We start from the raw sequence: 14,142 nt of genomic DNA, 5'->3' as shown, positions 1-14,142 counted from the left end.
TTTCATCAGCCTCCTCCCCCACCAAGACCTCCTGCCAGGGATTTCCCCCGGAGTCGTAATGGTAGTAATAATTCTCCGCCCGGATTTGAAACGGAACGCAATACTTTTCAGAGGGTTTCTGAAGATCCGGCACGAAGTATTCGCCAGAAGGATGCATTCCGTCAACCTCCACCCCCTCCCCCTCCGCCGCGAGGTCCGGGGAATTCGCGTGATTCTTATGAGAATGCGGATTCTTCCTTTGGATTCGGATCTGAAAGGAACACTAATCCCTATTCATATGATCCTTTCCCTGACGAACGTGTAGCTCCACAATATACTCGTCGTTTTGAAAGAAATGACTCCTGGAGACCGGATAGGCAGCCGGATAGTGAATTCGTATATGCCCCCCCGTCAGGGAGAAGGCAGAGGACCGCTCCGAAGAGGAATGGTTATGGTTCCAGGAGATCCGGAGGGGGATATTCGGATTCGGATTCCGTTCCCGGAACAATCATTGGTCTCATCCGGTCTCCTGAGGAAATTTTCCGGCAGGTAAGGAGCAGGGAAGTAATGGATGCAGTTCCCGTTCTTCTTGTATCGCTTGCTGTATTTGCATTCGGCAGTCTATTCTTCCTTGGCATGATGGCATCCGATGCTTCTGCATATCCATATCTTTCCGGGCTTGCGAATATGGGGACACTCATATTCGTATCCGTGGAGATGATTATCTTCGGCACAGTCTGTGCAGCCCTGACAGGAGTCCTGTTGCACTTCGTTTCATATTACGAGGGATTCGATGAGGATATCGGCCAGGCTCTCAAGGTTGCGGCGTATTCTGCGGCTCCTTATGCGGTCGGAGGATTAATCCCTTTTTTGGGGATCATTATTGCACCGTTCTGGAGCATTTATCTTCAGTATACAGGGATGCGCGAGACCTATTACATGGAATCCGATCAGGCTTCTGTCGCCGTTTTGGTCCCTGCGGCGGTATTTGTAGTCCTCTTTATCATTATGACAATGCTTGGTGCGGACAATTTTTCGATATTCGGGTGAGTGTGAAGTTACGGCATGGAGAAACGATATGAATGTCGGTATGTATAATCTATTAAAAAATAAAATTATTAGAAGGAGTCATTTATGAGATTCATAGGACAGATCAGCATTCTGTTTTTTTTTATGCTGGTCTTATTATCAATAATCTGTATGCCCGCTTCAGCGGGGGAACTTGTTGCCAATGACGGTCTTAATGTCGCTGCATCTTTTTCTGTAGTAGATTACAACGAAGGTAGTTCTGATATAGGCAGTAATCCTCTTATTGTGAAGTTCACCGATACTTCAGAGAAGAAATCACATACGATAAAATACTGGAAGTGGGATCTTGACGGTGACGGCAGTTACAGTGATGATCATGAAGTAGACGACGCTGATGATGCCGATACCGAACATACCTACACCTCCACGGGTACATATAATGTATCCCTGAAAGTCATCGATGAAAACGGAAATTATTCCATATCTTATAAGGAGATCGAAGTAGTAGCCTCAAAGTATGCTCCTGTTGCCGGGTTTTCCGTAGATGACAGGTATGGCAGTGCTCCGTTCACCGTAAGTTTTGAAGATGCATCTAATGAGTCTGATTATTATGATAATCGTGATATCGAGGATTATTACTGGGAATTCTATGATGAAGACAATGACGATATCGACGTGATTACTTCCACCAGCAAAAATCCCTCTATTAAGTTCAAAGAAGAGGGAAAATACACGGTCAGGCACACTGTTGTCGATGAGGAAGGTGTTGCCGGTACAATAGTTGAAAAAGACTGGATTACGGTTACTTCCGATATCTCGGCATCGTTCTCCGCTTCACCTACGACTGGTATAGCTCCGCTGGCAGTAACCTTCACAGCAAATCCGGGAGATTACGATATTGATCAATATTACTGGAATTTTGGCGACGGGAAAACATCTTCTGTAACCAGTAAAACTACTTCTCATACCTATAATTCGGCCGGCTCATACTCTGTTACACTGACCGTCTATGAAGGTTCGAACTCCTATACTACTTCCAGCAAGACAATTGCCGTCAATGCGAAGTCCACGACTCCTTCGGTAACATACGCAGTAGAGACGACTGCGTCTGTAACCACAACAGCCACTGAAGTAGACCTGAGCAGTGCTTCTCCCGGCACAACGATATTCGGAATTCCGGGCACCGAGTATTTCAGGAGCGAGATGGGGCGGTTCTATAACTTTTATGAGGAATACAGATCCATCATCGCCGGATTCTTCGGGATGAGCTGATAAACATAACAATTCAAATCTTCAATATTTTTTCAACAGATTTTTATTCTGACCTAGTTGCCGTTTTAATGCAGTATTTACTTCAGGAGAAAACAGGGATGCCTTCTCATTCCTTTATTCCTGCATAAATTTATCCGGACCAGAGCGGACTGTTAATTGAAATAAGAAAAAAATGTCTGTTTTTATCAATTTTGTAGGAATCTATGTCCCGATGTCCCAGGAGTTCATATAGAGATTCTGCTCTTCGGTAAGGGCATCTATGTTGATACCGAGAGACCCGAGTTTGAGCGATGCAACCTCGACATCGATCCCGTTCGGAACGTCGTAGACATCGCCTTTCAGCCCGGCGCCCTCTTTCAGGATATACTCGGAGCAGAGCGCCTGGAGCGCGAACGAGAGGTCCATGACTTCGATCGGGTGCCCCATTCCTTTGGTTGTCGCAAGGTTGACAAGGCGTCCCTCGGCGAGGACATTGATCTTCTTCCCGTTTACTATAAATGTCTCTATACTGTCGCGGGCTTCGTAGCCTTCCTTGTTTGCATGCAGCCATTCGAGATCTATCTCGACATTGAAGTGACCCGCATTGGAGAGGATCGCCCCGTCCTTCATAACCCTGAAATGCTTCTCGGTAATGATCGATGTGTTGCCAGTTGTAGTGACGAAGATGTCGCCGATCTTTGCAGCCTCTTCCATAGTCATCACGAAGTATCCGTCCATGTGGGCTTCAAGAGCTCTTCTCGGGTCGATCTCTGTGACGATGACCTTTGCACCGAGGCCGTGCGCCATCTTTGCAAGCCCGCGGCCGCAGTAGCCGTAGCCTGCAACTACAAACCATTTTCCGCCGATGAGCGTGTTCGTGGTTATCATCACTGATGAGAGTGCACTCTCGCCTGTACCGTGGACATTATCGAAGAATCTCTTCATCGGCGTGTCGTTGACCGCTATTACAGGAAATTCAAGCTTTCCTTCAGCTGCCATTGCACGGAGCCTGTGAATTCCGGTCGTCGTCTCCTCGCAGCCCCCTATGATCCCGTCGAGAAGTTCACGCCTCTCCGTATGGAGGCGGTGGATGAGGTCCATGCCGTCGTCGATCGTTACCGTAGGTCTGACGTCAAGGACTTTATCGATCGCATCGTAATACTCTTCTACCGAGCATGCTCTCTTTGCGTAGCATTTTACGCCCGGAACATCGTTCAGTGCCTCTGCGACATCGTCCTGCGTAGAGAGGGGGTTGCAGCCCGTAATATAGACCTCTGCGCCTCCTGCGGCAAGAGTCTCTACAAGAACGGCTGTCTTTGCCTCTACATGGAGGGCCATTCCGATCCTGTTTCCCTTAAAGGGCTTCTCTGCCTCGAATCTTTTCCTGATCTCTTCGAGGACGGGCATGTACTGCCTCGCCCAGCTCATTTTAAGTTCACCGGATTTCAAAATATCACCGTTTATTGAAACTGGTTTTATTTTTGTTCCTGAAAGGTAATAGTTATTTACAAAACGCTTCAAACCGTACTCCCACGTTTAATATGGATGATGAATACCCGGAGAATCTTGTGTCTGTGGGAAGACGGCTGAGGGATGAACTGAACAAGTGCGGGGAGCATGTGACACCTTCCACCCGAATCGATCCCGTTGAAGGGCGGATCTGGAAGAAGTTCCCGTCCGGGAATCTGCGTGAGATAACCGTCGACAGCAAAAAGGTTCTGCTTGCAGTGGAGAATTACAGGAATCTTGTTGAATCAACCCGTAAAAAATGTAGTGAATCCAGAAAAGAGAGAATCTGATATTTATTCTTAATATTCAGTCTAATTTTTGATACAATGTATTTCTCCTGACAAGTCTTCTCCCGAGGTCCTCCGACATCCTTTCCATCTCCACGGGATCGAGGAACTCGGTGTCCTTTCCTCCCGCTGATTTTGAGATGCTCTCCTCGTACACCGTCCCGCCGATGTCGTTTGCACCGGAGATAAGGCATAACTGGGCGACTTTAGTCCCGTATTTCACCCATGATGTCTGTATGTTCGTGAAATTATCGAGATAGAGCCTTGCTACGGCCGTGATAAGGATGTCGTTTCTTCCGGTCGCCCCCGCCCTCGAAAGCCCCTGCCTGAAGAGAGGCGTCTGGCCGTGGATATAGCTCAGCGGAACGAACTCCGTGAAGCCTCCGGTTTCATCCTGGATATCCCTGATAATTTTCAGGTGGGTGACGATGTCTTCAGGCCTTTCGATAGACCCGTACATTATCGTTGCCGTCGTCCGGATGCCGAGGTTGTGTGCCTCTTTGATAATTCGAATCCATTCCCCAGTGCTGATCTTTCCCGGGCAGATCTTCTTCCTGACATCGTCGACGAGGATCTCGGCAGCAGTTCCGCACATCGATCCTAATCCGGCTTCCTTCATCCGGGTAAGCATCTCCTCTGTAGATATGCCGCTCTGCTTTGCAGCATAATATACCTCCATCGGGTTCGATGCATGGATATGGATCTCCGGCGCCTCCTCCCTGATGAGTCTTATAAGCGAGAGATACGAATCGGCGTTGAAGTCGGGGTGAAGTCCGCTTACCGTGCAGATCTCGGTAACCCCTCTCGCTTCAGCCTCACGGACTTTCTTTCTCAGGGTTTCATTATCGAAGAAGTATGTATCGGGATCTCCGGGTTTCCTGCAAAAGCCGCAGAAACCGCACGAGTTTATACAGATGTTTGTAACGTTTATATTCTGGTTTCTCACCCATGTTACGTCATTGCCGGCTTTTTCCTCGCGGATAATGTCGGCGGCGGAGGCAACATCCCAGGTATCCCGTCCTGTCGCATTGAGTAATGCCAGCACATCGGTTTCATCCGGGATCGAGCCGCCCCGGATATCTTTGAGGATTTGCCTGACACTCCTGTCTGTTCTTCCGTTATATACCATTTGAAATGTCTCCCGGAACTCCGGTTTCCTGTTGGTAGAGCGATATGCACTTACATGTTATACATATGGCGGTGCACCCGGCAGAGGGGCCCGGGTTCGAAATAACTTTACGGCTTCAGTTGCATTCATAATAACAGAGATGGTGCTTACAAAGAGAATCATTCCCTGCCTCGATATCAAAGACGGGCGTGTTGTAAAGGGAACGAATTTCCTCGGACTAAAGGACGCCGGCGATCCTGTGGAACTTGCCTCACGGTATAACGCGCAGGGGGCCGACGAGGTAGTCTTCCTCGATATCACAGCCTCAAAAGAGGGGAGAGGAGCTCTTATCGACGTTATCCGTCGTGCCGCCGATGAGCTTTTCCTGCCCCTTACAGTCGGCGGCGGGATCAATACCATAGACGATATGCAGAATCTTCTCCGTGCCGGGGCGGATAAGGTCTCGATCAACACCGGGGGGGTGAAGAACCCGGATATTATCACGAAAGGTGCGGAAAAATTCGGCAACCAGTGTATTGTAGCTGCAATAGATGTCCGCCGGAATAACGAGATGAAGGAGGGTGCGACCGTCATCGAGATGCCGGACGGAAGCTGTTGCTGGTACGAGGTTGTCATCTATGGGGGAAGCAAACCGACCGGAATAGACGCTGTGCAGTGGGCGAAAGAGGCCGAAAGCCGCGGTGCAGGCGAGATTCTCTTAACCAGCATGGAAACCGACGGCGTGAAGCAGGGATTCGATATTCCGGTAACATCCATGATCTCATCAGAGGTGAAGATCCCTGTAATCGCATCGGGCGGCGTAGGAAAGCTTGAGCATTTTTACGACGGCTTTGTCTACGGGAGAGCGGATGCATGCCTTGCGGCATCTGTCTTCCACTTCGGGGAGATGACCGTTGCCGATGTAAAGGAATACCTTGCGAAGAAAGGGGTTGCCGTAAGATTATAGCTCCGGAGTGCAGCTATAAACCTTGCACCAAAGCCTTTTCTTCCGGTTCCTGACTTTCATCGTACTGGTTTACTGAGTTCTCGTTGGACTGGATGAATTTAGATCCGTTTTCTAACGTATCACTGGCTTTTTTCTTATTTCTGCCTGCCTTCGCATGGCATGTTTCCGATTCCCCTGAGATGCGATACCGGATTCCCGCCAGAGTTATGTACCTTTTTTCCGGACAGAACCACCTGCACGGCAACATGCAGATATATTCTATCACAAGTCCGCAAATGGTGACGGATAAACCGCATATGATTACCCAGAAGATCTCTTCCACTATCCCGGGAGGAGGCGCGTGACCGACAAAATGTAAATAATATAAATAAAAGAGCAATCCCGCGTAGAGAAATGCAAGCACTCTGAAATAGCTCTTTCTATTCCAGATCCTTATAACGGATCTCAAATACAGACTTATTATAATCCCGGCCGTTATCGCACTGGCAATTACCGTCACGTCGTATTTAAACAGTATCATGGGGAAGAAGTCCCGAACCGGAAAATAATTTGGAATCAGAAGAAAATCCGGAAGAATTTTCATAGCAGACATGATTGAATATGCAATACAGGAAATGACCGTTACAGCCGCCAGCATCTTTGTATAAGCCGACTGCCTGCACCACCAGTCAATAAAGTCCATTCTAAAAATTTTATTCCTGATCTGTTATGAATCTCGCAGTTTTATTCCCAATTTATTTCGTTATCCAAAGTGATTTTCAACTGAATTCAAGTTCAATCCATTCTGCTTTTTCCATCGCGATTCTTGATATAGCAAGATCCTGGATCGCAAGGCCGGTGGAGTCGAATACTGTAATCTCTTTATTTGAGATTCTCTTCTTTTTTCCGAGAACATACTCCCCCAGGGTTCCTGCAATTCTGTCCTCGCTGAACAGCCCTTTTTTTATCGGGACATTTATCTCACCCGAATGTACGGCCTGCCTCGGGTCGTCGACGATAACGGTGGCTCTGTTCAGTATGGCCGGGTCGAGCTCCTCTTTTCCCGGAGCATCGGCACCGATTGCGTTGATATGCGTTCCTTCGGAGATCCACTCATCCTTTACGATCGGCTCGCGTGACGGGGTGGCGGTGACGATGACGTCACACACGCATACGTCTTCCGGGTCAGCGGGATGGCACTCATGATCGGGAAAGAGACTGCAGAAGGACTCGGCATGAGATTCATTCCTGCTCCACACCCGGATCTCGTCCACCTCGAGCTCCAGGGCGGTTGCTGCTACCTGCGTCTGCGCCTGCCTTCCGCTACCGAAGACGCCAAGCGATACTTTACCGGAAGGGGAGAGATATTTTGCCGCGACTGCACCGGCCGCAGCCGTCCTGAGATCGGTGAGTTTTGTTCCGTTTAGGATCGCCTCCGGGTATCCTGTTTCGGGATCGATTATCACGATGACTGCCATAACAGTCGGGAGCCCCTCCTTTCTGTTGTCCGGGTGGACATTTACAACCTTTACTCCTGCGATGCCGAGAGAGGGGATGTATCCCGGCATAGTCCGGAAATCCCCCTTTTCAAAGAATACATAGTCCTTAGGAGGCATCTGGACGTTTCCTCTTCCGTGTTCTGCGAATGCCTCCCTGATTGCATTGTTTACAGCCTTCAGGTCGAGATTTCCGGCAGGATTGGGGTAGTATCTCATAAACTGAAGATTTACGGGAATGAATATGAACCTTTCCGCATGTCATGCATGTAAATTTGAAAAATACTAAATACTGGTTGGATTGATCTACTCTTCGGAGGATTGTGGATGAAAAACAATCGCAAACTTTTTGGAATTATCGTGCTGATGGTTGTGGCAGCCGCTTTCGTATGCGGATGCACTAGTACCCAGACCGAAGTCACCCCTACACCTACTGAAGTGTCAACTCCTTTGGTGACCGCTACGGCTACCGAACCAGTGATTATGGGGGAATGGATACTATGGCGTGAAGGTGCAGGGCAGACACTTGGTCCGCTTGGCGATTTTCAGGCATTTACACCCAGTGTCGATTCGGAGCAGTTTATGAATCTGAAGATCCAGGTAATCTCGAGTGACCCGATTGTCGTCATGTTCTTCAATGATACGGAGCTAAGAAACTTCGAGAACAAAATGTGGACAAACCAGGGAAGTTATACTCCTATAAGCACCTATAACGACGTCGTATCGAGCGTTCTGGAAGAGTCTTCTGACGAGTACCTGAACATTGTTCTGTATAACCCAAGCCAGAATACCGCAAGCGTAACTGATGCTACTATCTGGTATATGGTTTAAAAAAGGAAATTAAACCTGAAAGAGTTTAATTAAAATTCTTTTTTTACCGGAGAACTCTCAGGTCGATCTCGAGACCGGCTATGGGCTGATCCATATCGAAGTTCAATATGACCTGGGGGTGGATCTCTCCGAACGAGCCGATCTTCTTTCCTTCGACATAGATGTCGCCGCATCTTCCTTCGATATATGCAGGATCGGATGAATCTTCAATCGTGTACTCGAGGTCCAGTTCCCTGAGGAGGACATCGGCTGCCGAGTAGATCTCCGTGAAGTCCGCTTCGGTATGCATTATTACAGCGGCGGCCTTCTGGAACGTTTCAACATTCTCCACTACATCGCCGGCCGCAAAGAGTCTCTGCGGAAGCTCCCTGTGCTGGTTCAGCTTCAGGGTCTCCATAAGGAGCGGGAGGATGTCGGTTCTCACAAGGGTATGGTCCTCCGATATGGGATGCATCAACGAAAGGGCCTCCGTTTTTCTGTCCCTCTGCATGTTGTCGTAGAGCACCTTCTCGTTCGAGAGCGTGAACGGCATGATCTCCATATAGCCGAGTCCTGCCATGATCTCCCTGATCGTCCCGAGTGTTCTCTGGACGGGATTCTCCTTTCCTATCGTGAATGTCGGAGGAAGTTCTGCCGGGACGTTCTCGTAACCGTATGCGATCGCCACGTCCTCGTAGATGTCCCAGTCGTGCAGGATATCCGACCTGTAGCACGGGACGGTGACCTTCACGTGCGATTTCCCGTCTGGAACTGCTCCGAACCTCATCTTTTCGAGGAGTTTCCCCATCTCAGCAGAGGCAAGGGTGAGGCCGAGGAGTTTGTTGCATTCATGGACATCCACTCTCCTCTCCGAAGGCGAAAGATCGGGCATTGGAGTTCCGTTGACATTCACCGTCTCGATCCTTCCGCCCGCCTCGGCCATTGCGGTGCAGATGATCTTAACTGCTGTCATGACCGCTCTCTCGTCGGTCCCTGTGCAGTCGAGCAGGATGTTCTTCGTGTCCTTTGTAACCCTTGTAAGCTCTCCGTTTATGATCGGCGGGAAGGAAAGGACATTGTCGTCCGCATCTACGATCAGCGGGAAGAGGGGCTTGTCCTCTACGAGGCGAGCGTAGTCGACGCCCTTGGGGTGCTCCTTCAGCATCTGCTCCATCGTCATCTCTCGGTCGAAGTCGAGCGGGACGAACTTCCTGTCCCGGGGCGAAGCGATGTAGCTGAACGGTGCCTTTACCTTGTCGAGGTCGTGGACGCCTATCGCCACCTTCGCTCTTCCCCTTCCTACCGCCCAGTGGAGGGATTCCTGGAGCCCCATCAGGCATTCGATCGATTCGTCGTCGAAGGATATGTCCCTGATTATCGCCGATCCGAGGTATGGCCTGATATCGGCAAGCTTCGGGTCGACAGAGAACTCTGTATTGCCCGGCTCCACTTTGTACTCGGGGAGTCCTGTCTCGATCCCGAGAAATCCCCTCATCGACCTTGCGACACCCTCCACCGAGAAGAGGTCGGGCCTGTTGGGGAAGAACTCGACATCGATCTGTTCCTCCTCGATCCTTTCGACATCAGATCCCATCATCGGGAGCCTGTCGACGATCGTATCGCGTTCAGCTCCGGTGAGTCTTACCAAGTATTTATACGGGAGTTTTATGACCGGCATTTTAATATCTCCTGCTCCTCGCTATCGGTTCGTTTCTCACCCAGTCGACATCGCTCCTGTAGAGCTGGCGGAGGTCCTTCAGGCCCATCTTTAGCATCGCGACCCTCGATGCGCCGAGACCCCATGCAAGGACCGGGTATTTTATTCCCCAAGGTGCAGTGACTTCCTCCCTGAATATACCCGACCCGCCGAGCTCCACCCAACCGAGGCCGTCGACCCATACCTCGGGCTCGATCGATGGCTCTGTATACGGGAAGTACCCCGGCCTGAAACGGACGTTCTCGAATCCCATCTTCTGGTAGAACTCCTTCAGAAATCCCATCAGGTGGCGGAGGTTTACGTCCTTGTCCATCACGATTCCCTCGAGCTGCTCGAACTCCGGCGTATGGGTCGCATCGATCGCCTCGCGCCTGTATACCCTGCCTATGCAGAACGCCTTTACCGGCGGTTCGGGGTGATCCTTGAGATACTGGATCGAAAGGCTGGTGGTGTGTGTCCTCAGGACGCACTGCATCGCCTTCTTCTCCTTCCATTCGCCTCCCCAGCCTGTTGATGTCGTGTCGCCGCCGGAGATGTGCATGTCCCTGATCTTTTCGTAACCGGCCGGAAGCTCCTCCTCGAGATCGAGGAAGAACGTGTCCTGCATCTCCCTTGCCGGGTGATCCTGAGGCTGGAAGAGAACGTCGAAGTTCCAGAACGAACTCTCGACGATGCCCCCGTTCATCTCGGTGAAGCCCATCTCGAAGAGTATCTGGCGCATATCGTCGATAAGCTGTTGGTAGGGGTGGTTCTTTCCCGCGTAGATCCTCTTCGGGGTCTTCGTACTGTACTTCCTCAGCCTGAGGTTCTTCCACTCGCCGGTTCGTATCTGTTCGGAGGTGAGCGTCATTACTTCCTGCCTCAGGTCGAGACCGGATTCGACGAGATTCTCACCCCCGGGTGTTATTGATATTATATACGAGACGCTCTCGATCTCTTCAGCCAGTTTTCTCTTCAGGAGATCCTGGATGCCGGGCTGGCCGGGGATAGGGTTTTTAAGAGCCGATTCGTCCGCTCCTTCCGCTGCTTCACCTTTTTTGATTATGATGCCGTCTTTGATATCAACCCAGCCTTTCTTCCGGAGCCAGCCTATTCCGAGCCTCGACTGGGGGTGCTTCTGGAGTTCGGCCATCGGGATTTCGGCATCGAAGGATTCTATCAGGTTCCTCTCCGGAAGGCCATTCTTTCTGTATTGTTCTCCTTCTTCGGTGAGCTTGTACGTGACGACGCTCTTCTTTTCGACTATTGCAAGGCCGCGATCCTGGAGGAGGTTGGCGTACTGGACGACCGCTTCTTCAGTGGAGTCCATTATCCTTGCGAGATATGCCGCATCCGGCGTATGCATCGGGCCGAGGGTTCCTTCGGTCGTATTTTCAAGAAGCTCGATTGCCTTTTTTATCGGGAGGAATGCGATATTTCTGGTCTCTTCAAGAACCTTCAGGGTATCCTTGAGAGGATTAATCCTGGTCGAACGGCTGTCACCCATTCCTTTCAAAGTCTCCCTGATCGGTTCGACAGCCTTCGATCTTGCCTCTTCGGCGTCCTTGAGCGGCTTTAAAACCGCAAGAAGCCTCTTTTCGTTGTATGTAAGTTCCATTTCAGTTATTCCTCCACCTTGTGCTCGCACTCGTCCATCTTCTCCCTGAAGTCGGAGAGGAACTCCTTCACCCTCTCGAAGGTCTCCTTCTTGCATGTACCGCACATCAGTTCTCCCGCCTTGCATTCGCGGCACATCTCCTTCAGCTCCACGTCGTCCTCAAGCATGTGGAAGCGGTTTAGGAGATAGATCGAGCATTTCTCCGGTTCGCCGCCGAGCTTCTTCTGCTCCTCGAGCGTCATTCTTCCGCCGGTGAGGGCGCCCATGATCTTCTTCTTCACCGACTTTTCGTCCTCGTAGAAACCAAAGAGGCTCTCAGGGACGCTGCTCGACATCTTTCCGCCTTGGAGCCCCTGGAGGAATGTGTGGTATGTAGCAGAGGGTGAGATGAACCCGTACCCGCCGTTTCTTCTCTCGACCTTCCTGACGATCTCCTCGATCTCTTCGAAGTTTCCGCCACTGATATCTATATGGCCTTCGTACACCTTTGCACCAGGGAATTCGGATGCAAGATCCTCCATAGCTGCCGGGGATGCGTTCTTCGACCTGATGCTGATATATTGCCTGCCGCCTTCGCATCTCTCTTCGACAAGGAACATCCTGAGCTTGTACGAGACATCCCTTGTCAGCCGGATATGCGGGTCCTGGTCGAGCCCCACGGGGACTACTGTCGGTGCGGGTTCGTCGTCTGCCTGCGGGAAGAGTATGTCTGCAACCTGCATCGCGACACTCATCGCCTTTGCAAGAGCGGTATCCTGCGAGAATCCGTATATCGCCTGTAGATCCGAGAAGTTGATCCTTGTCGCCGATTCGAAGGCGAGGTCTTTTAGATCGTTGTTTCTGCTCTGGTAGTATGTTCTTCCCTCAAACCCGAGAGCATAGAGGCATTTGAGATATTCCTTCCCGTATTCGCGGCACTTCTCCCACGAGATATCCCTTACGGCATGCGCCTCGCGGTCTGCTATAGCAACGGAACCGATACCGCCCTGCTGAACGTGCCATGCAACCTCCTTCATCACCATCAGGTGGCCCAGATGTGGGTGGCCGGACGGCATAAATCCTGTCATGACGAAGAACTTCTCGTTCTTCGCCATCGCATCGACAACACGGCCGTAATCCCTCTGGCCGATTACGATATTTCTCCTGAGGAACGCCGGCGGGTTTTTGATCTTGTCAAGAAGCGGTTCGATAGGTTCGATCCCGAACTCGCTGAAGAGCTTGTTCGTCTCGATATCCTGATTGCTTGACCACGGGTTGATTTCGGACTGCATGGGTTTTCAACTTCGGTATGTTACAGTATTCCAGTTTATTACAGCTTTATTCTTGCAAATTCGATGTACTCTATATTATTCTGCTTTACACATGCAAAAAGCATCTTCTTCCTGACACTGTGAGCTAGTCTGACCGACCTCGACACCCTGCTCATCGGCATCCCGGATCCGCCGGGAATCGCGTGGACGAGCATCGCCGAATGGCTGGATCTCTCGTTGTACACCCTGAAGTGATGGCCGAATTTATAGGCGGTTCTCGGTATGTAGCATGAGTCACGGAGGCTTTCGTAAACGTTCATCTTGAACGGAAGTTCGGGGTCCTCTTCTTCAAGTCTCTCCCTGAACTCTTCTTCTTTTCCGCCTCCGATCTCCAGCAGGCCCTTGTCGAGAAGATAGAGCGTTTCGAGAGGCGAAAGAACCAGGCGGTTTTCGTCAAACCATGTTCCGAACATCGCCCCTTCGGGAAGAGTATTCTTTCCTTCCTTCGGCATGACAAAGACCGAACTGCCGGTGAGCTGCCCTTTTACCTTTTTTATCTCGTCGCAGCTTTCTCCTTTGGGGAGGTCGTTTGTCTTTATCTCGTAGTACGTGATCTCGTTCTCGTCGTCTACGACAGCGACTACGAACTGTTTCCGCATGTTTGCCGCAGAATGGGAGTCGGCGGCAATCGCTTCGAAGTCTACGAAGTCCCGCTCCGAGAGCACCCTTATCAGGTACTGGGATCTTCCCTTTCCCGGCTTCTCGCCCCTCCGGAATACCCTGAAGTCCTGAGGTCCAGTCTGGATGACGAGGCCTCTCTCGCGGATGTCCCTGTACACCAGAAATCTCCGCATGAACCCGGGTTTTTCCGAGAACTTCATTGCGAGTGCATCGAAGTCGAGCTTGTCAACCGTAAGTTTGCCTTTTCCGGCGAGGTAGAGGGCCTCCTCGGGAAACAGTTTCAGCCTGTTTCCGTCCGGCCTGCCGTAACCGCTGTTTTCATACAGGGTAGTCCCGTCTTCCCCGGGGCATACCCATTCTCCGTCAAAAGAAGCCTTCACTTGAAAGAACAGGTTGGTTTTTATGGATAATAGCATCTTGGTAGGTCGGGAGGGAGGGGAGTGTCAGGCCGAAAGTTCTCGAACCTTTGCGAGGTTGCCTTT

At 50.7% G+C, this 14,142-nt stretch carries 14 protein-coding genes; 6 read left to right on the top strand and 8 right to left on the bottom strand.

The annotated features are described in order from the left end of the window. Window positions 1-58: 58 nt before the first annotated feature. The 3 genes from METPAY_RS15410 to METPAY_RS03810 all read left to right on the top strand — a co-directional run bounded on the left by METPAY_RS15410 (window position 59) and on the right by METPAY_RS03810 (window position 2,280). A complete protein-coding gene (locus tag METPAY_RS15410; RefSeq protein WP_245611516.1) occupies window positions 59-304 on the top strand; it encodes a hypothetical protein in 246 nt (81 codons plus the stop codon). A 182-nt stretch (window positions 305-486) separates the two neighbouring features. Next, window positions 487-1,029, top strand: a complete 543-nt coding sequence (locus tag METPAY_RS15405) for a YIP1 family protein (protein ID WP_281174080.1) — start codon at window positions 487-489, stop codon at window positions 1,027-1,029. 84 nt (window positions 1,030-1,113) lie between these two features. Beyond that, window positions 1,114-2,280 carry a PKD domain-containing protein gene (locus tag METPAY_RS03810; RefSeq protein WP_052418644.1) on the top strand — a complete coding sequence of 389 codons (1,167 nt, stop codon included), beginning with the start codon at window positions 1,114-1,116 and terminating at the stop codon, window positions 2,278-2,280. Between the two features lie 201 nt (window positions 2,281-2,481). On the opposite strand, the gene METPAY_RS03805 is transcribed toward METPAY_RS03810, so the two are convergent. Next, window positions 2,482-3,708, bottom strand: a complete 1,227-nt coding sequence (locus METPAY_RS03805; RefSeq protein WP_048149917.1) for an adenosylhomocysteinase — start codon at window positions 3,706-3,708, stop codon at window positions 2,482-2,484. Window positions 3,709-3,800: 92 nt separating this feature from the next. On the opposite strand from METPAY_RS03805, the gene METPAY_RS03800 reads away from it, so the two are divergent. After that, window positions 3,801-4,058: a hypothetical protein gene (locus METPAY_RS03800; RefSeq protein WP_048149293.1), complete on the top strand. Its 258-nt coding sequence runs from the start codon at window positions 3,801-3,803 to the stop codon at window positions 4,056-4,058. A 16-nt stretch (window positions 4,059-4,074) separates the two neighbouring features. Here METPAY_RS03800 and cofH read toward each other — a convergent pair whose 3' ends face one another. Further along, the gene (gene cofH, locus METPAY_RS03795) at window positions 4,075-5,184 is read right to left on the bottom strand and encodes a 5-amino-6-(D-ribitylamino)uracil--L-tyrosine 4-hydroxyphenyl transferase CofH (RefSeq protein ID WP_048149291.1); all 1,110 of its coding nucleotides are present in this window, start codon (window positions 5,182-5,184) and stop codon (window positions 4,075-4,077) included. A gap of 139 nt (window positions 5,185-5,323) precedes the next feature. Here cofH and hisF point away from each other — a divergent pair, with 139 nt between their 5' ends. Then, the gene (hisF, locus tag METPAY_RS03790) at window positions 5,324-6,130 is read left to right on the top strand and encodes an imidazole glycerol phosphate synthase subunit HisF (protein ID WP_048149915.1); all 807 of its coding nucleotides are present in this window, start codon (window positions 5,324-5,326) and stop codon (window positions 6,128-6,130) included. Between the two features lie 13 nt (window positions 6,131-6,143). Here hisF and METPAY_RS03785 read toward each other — a convergent pair whose 3' ends face one another. Both METPAY_RS03785 and METPAY_RS03780 read right to left on the bottom strand, forming a co-directional pair. Next, window positions 6,144-6,812, bottom strand: coding sequence for a hypothetical protein (locus METPAY_RS03785; protein WP_048149289.1), 669 nt, complete (start codon window positions 6,810-6,812; stop codon window positions 6,144-6,146). A gap of 76 nt (window positions 6,813-6,888) precedes the next feature. Further along, complete coding sequence (locus METPAY_RS03780; RefSeq protein WP_048149287.1) at window positions 6,889-7,824, bottom strand: ornithine cyclodeaminase family protein; 936 nt, start codon at window positions 7,822-7,824, stop codon at window positions 6,889-6,891. Window positions 7,825-7,932: 108 nt separating this feature from the next. Between METPAY_RS03780 and METPAY_RS03775 the strand changes: the two genes are divergently transcribed. Beyond that, the gene (locus tag METPAY_RS03775; RefSeq protein ID WP_048149286.1) at window positions 7,933-8,436 is read left to right on the top strand and encodes a hypothetical protein; all 504 of its coding nucleotides are present in this window, start codon (window positions 7,933-7,935) and stop codon (window positions 8,434-8,436) included. A 43-nt stretch (window positions 8,437-8,479) separates the two neighbouring features. On the opposite strand, the gene pheT is transcribed toward METPAY_RS03775, so the two are convergent. Genes pheT through endA form a run of 4 tightly spaced genes read right to left on the bottom strand, consistent with a single transcriptional unit; the run spans window position 8,480 to window position 14,040 of the window. Continuing rightward, a complete protein-coding gene (gene pheT, locus METPAY_RS03770) occupies window positions 8,480-10,093 on the bottom strand; it encodes a phenylalanine--tRNA ligase subunit beta (RefSeq protein WP_048149284.1) in 1,614 nt (537 codons plus the stop codon). A gap of 1 nt (window position 10,094) precedes the next feature. Further along, window positions 10,095-11,729 (bottom strand): phenylalanine--tRNA ligase subunit alpha, encoded by a 1,635-nt coding sequence (pheS, locus tag METPAY_RS03765; RefSeq protein ID WP_052418643.1) that lies wholly within the window; start codon window positions 11,727-11,729, stop codon window positions 10,095-10,097. A gap of 5 nt (window positions 11,730-11,734) precedes the next feature. Continuing rightward, window positions 11,735-13,000 (bottom strand): tryptophan--tRNA ligase, encoded by a 1,266-nt coding sequence (locus tag METPAY_RS03760; protein ID WP_048149282.1) that lies wholly within the window; start codon window positions 12,998-13,000, stop codon window positions 11,735-11,737. Between the two features lie 38 nt (window positions 13,001-13,038). Then, a complete protein-coding gene (gene endA / locus METPAY_RS03755; RefSeq protein WP_048149280.1) occupies window positions 13,039-14,040 on the bottom strand; it encodes a tRNA-intron lyase in 1,002 nt (333 codons plus the stop codon). Window positions 14,041-14,142 lie beyond the last annotated feature (102 nt).

Source organism: Methanolacinia paynteri, assembly GCF_000784355.1.
Classification (GTDB): Archaea; Halobacteriota; Methanomicrobia; order Methanomicrobiales; family Methanomicrobiaceae; genus Methanolacinia; species Methanolacinia paynteri.
The sequence above is the reverse complement of the archived record's forward strand: the minus strand, read 5'-3'. Positions and strand labels throughout refer to the sequence as shown.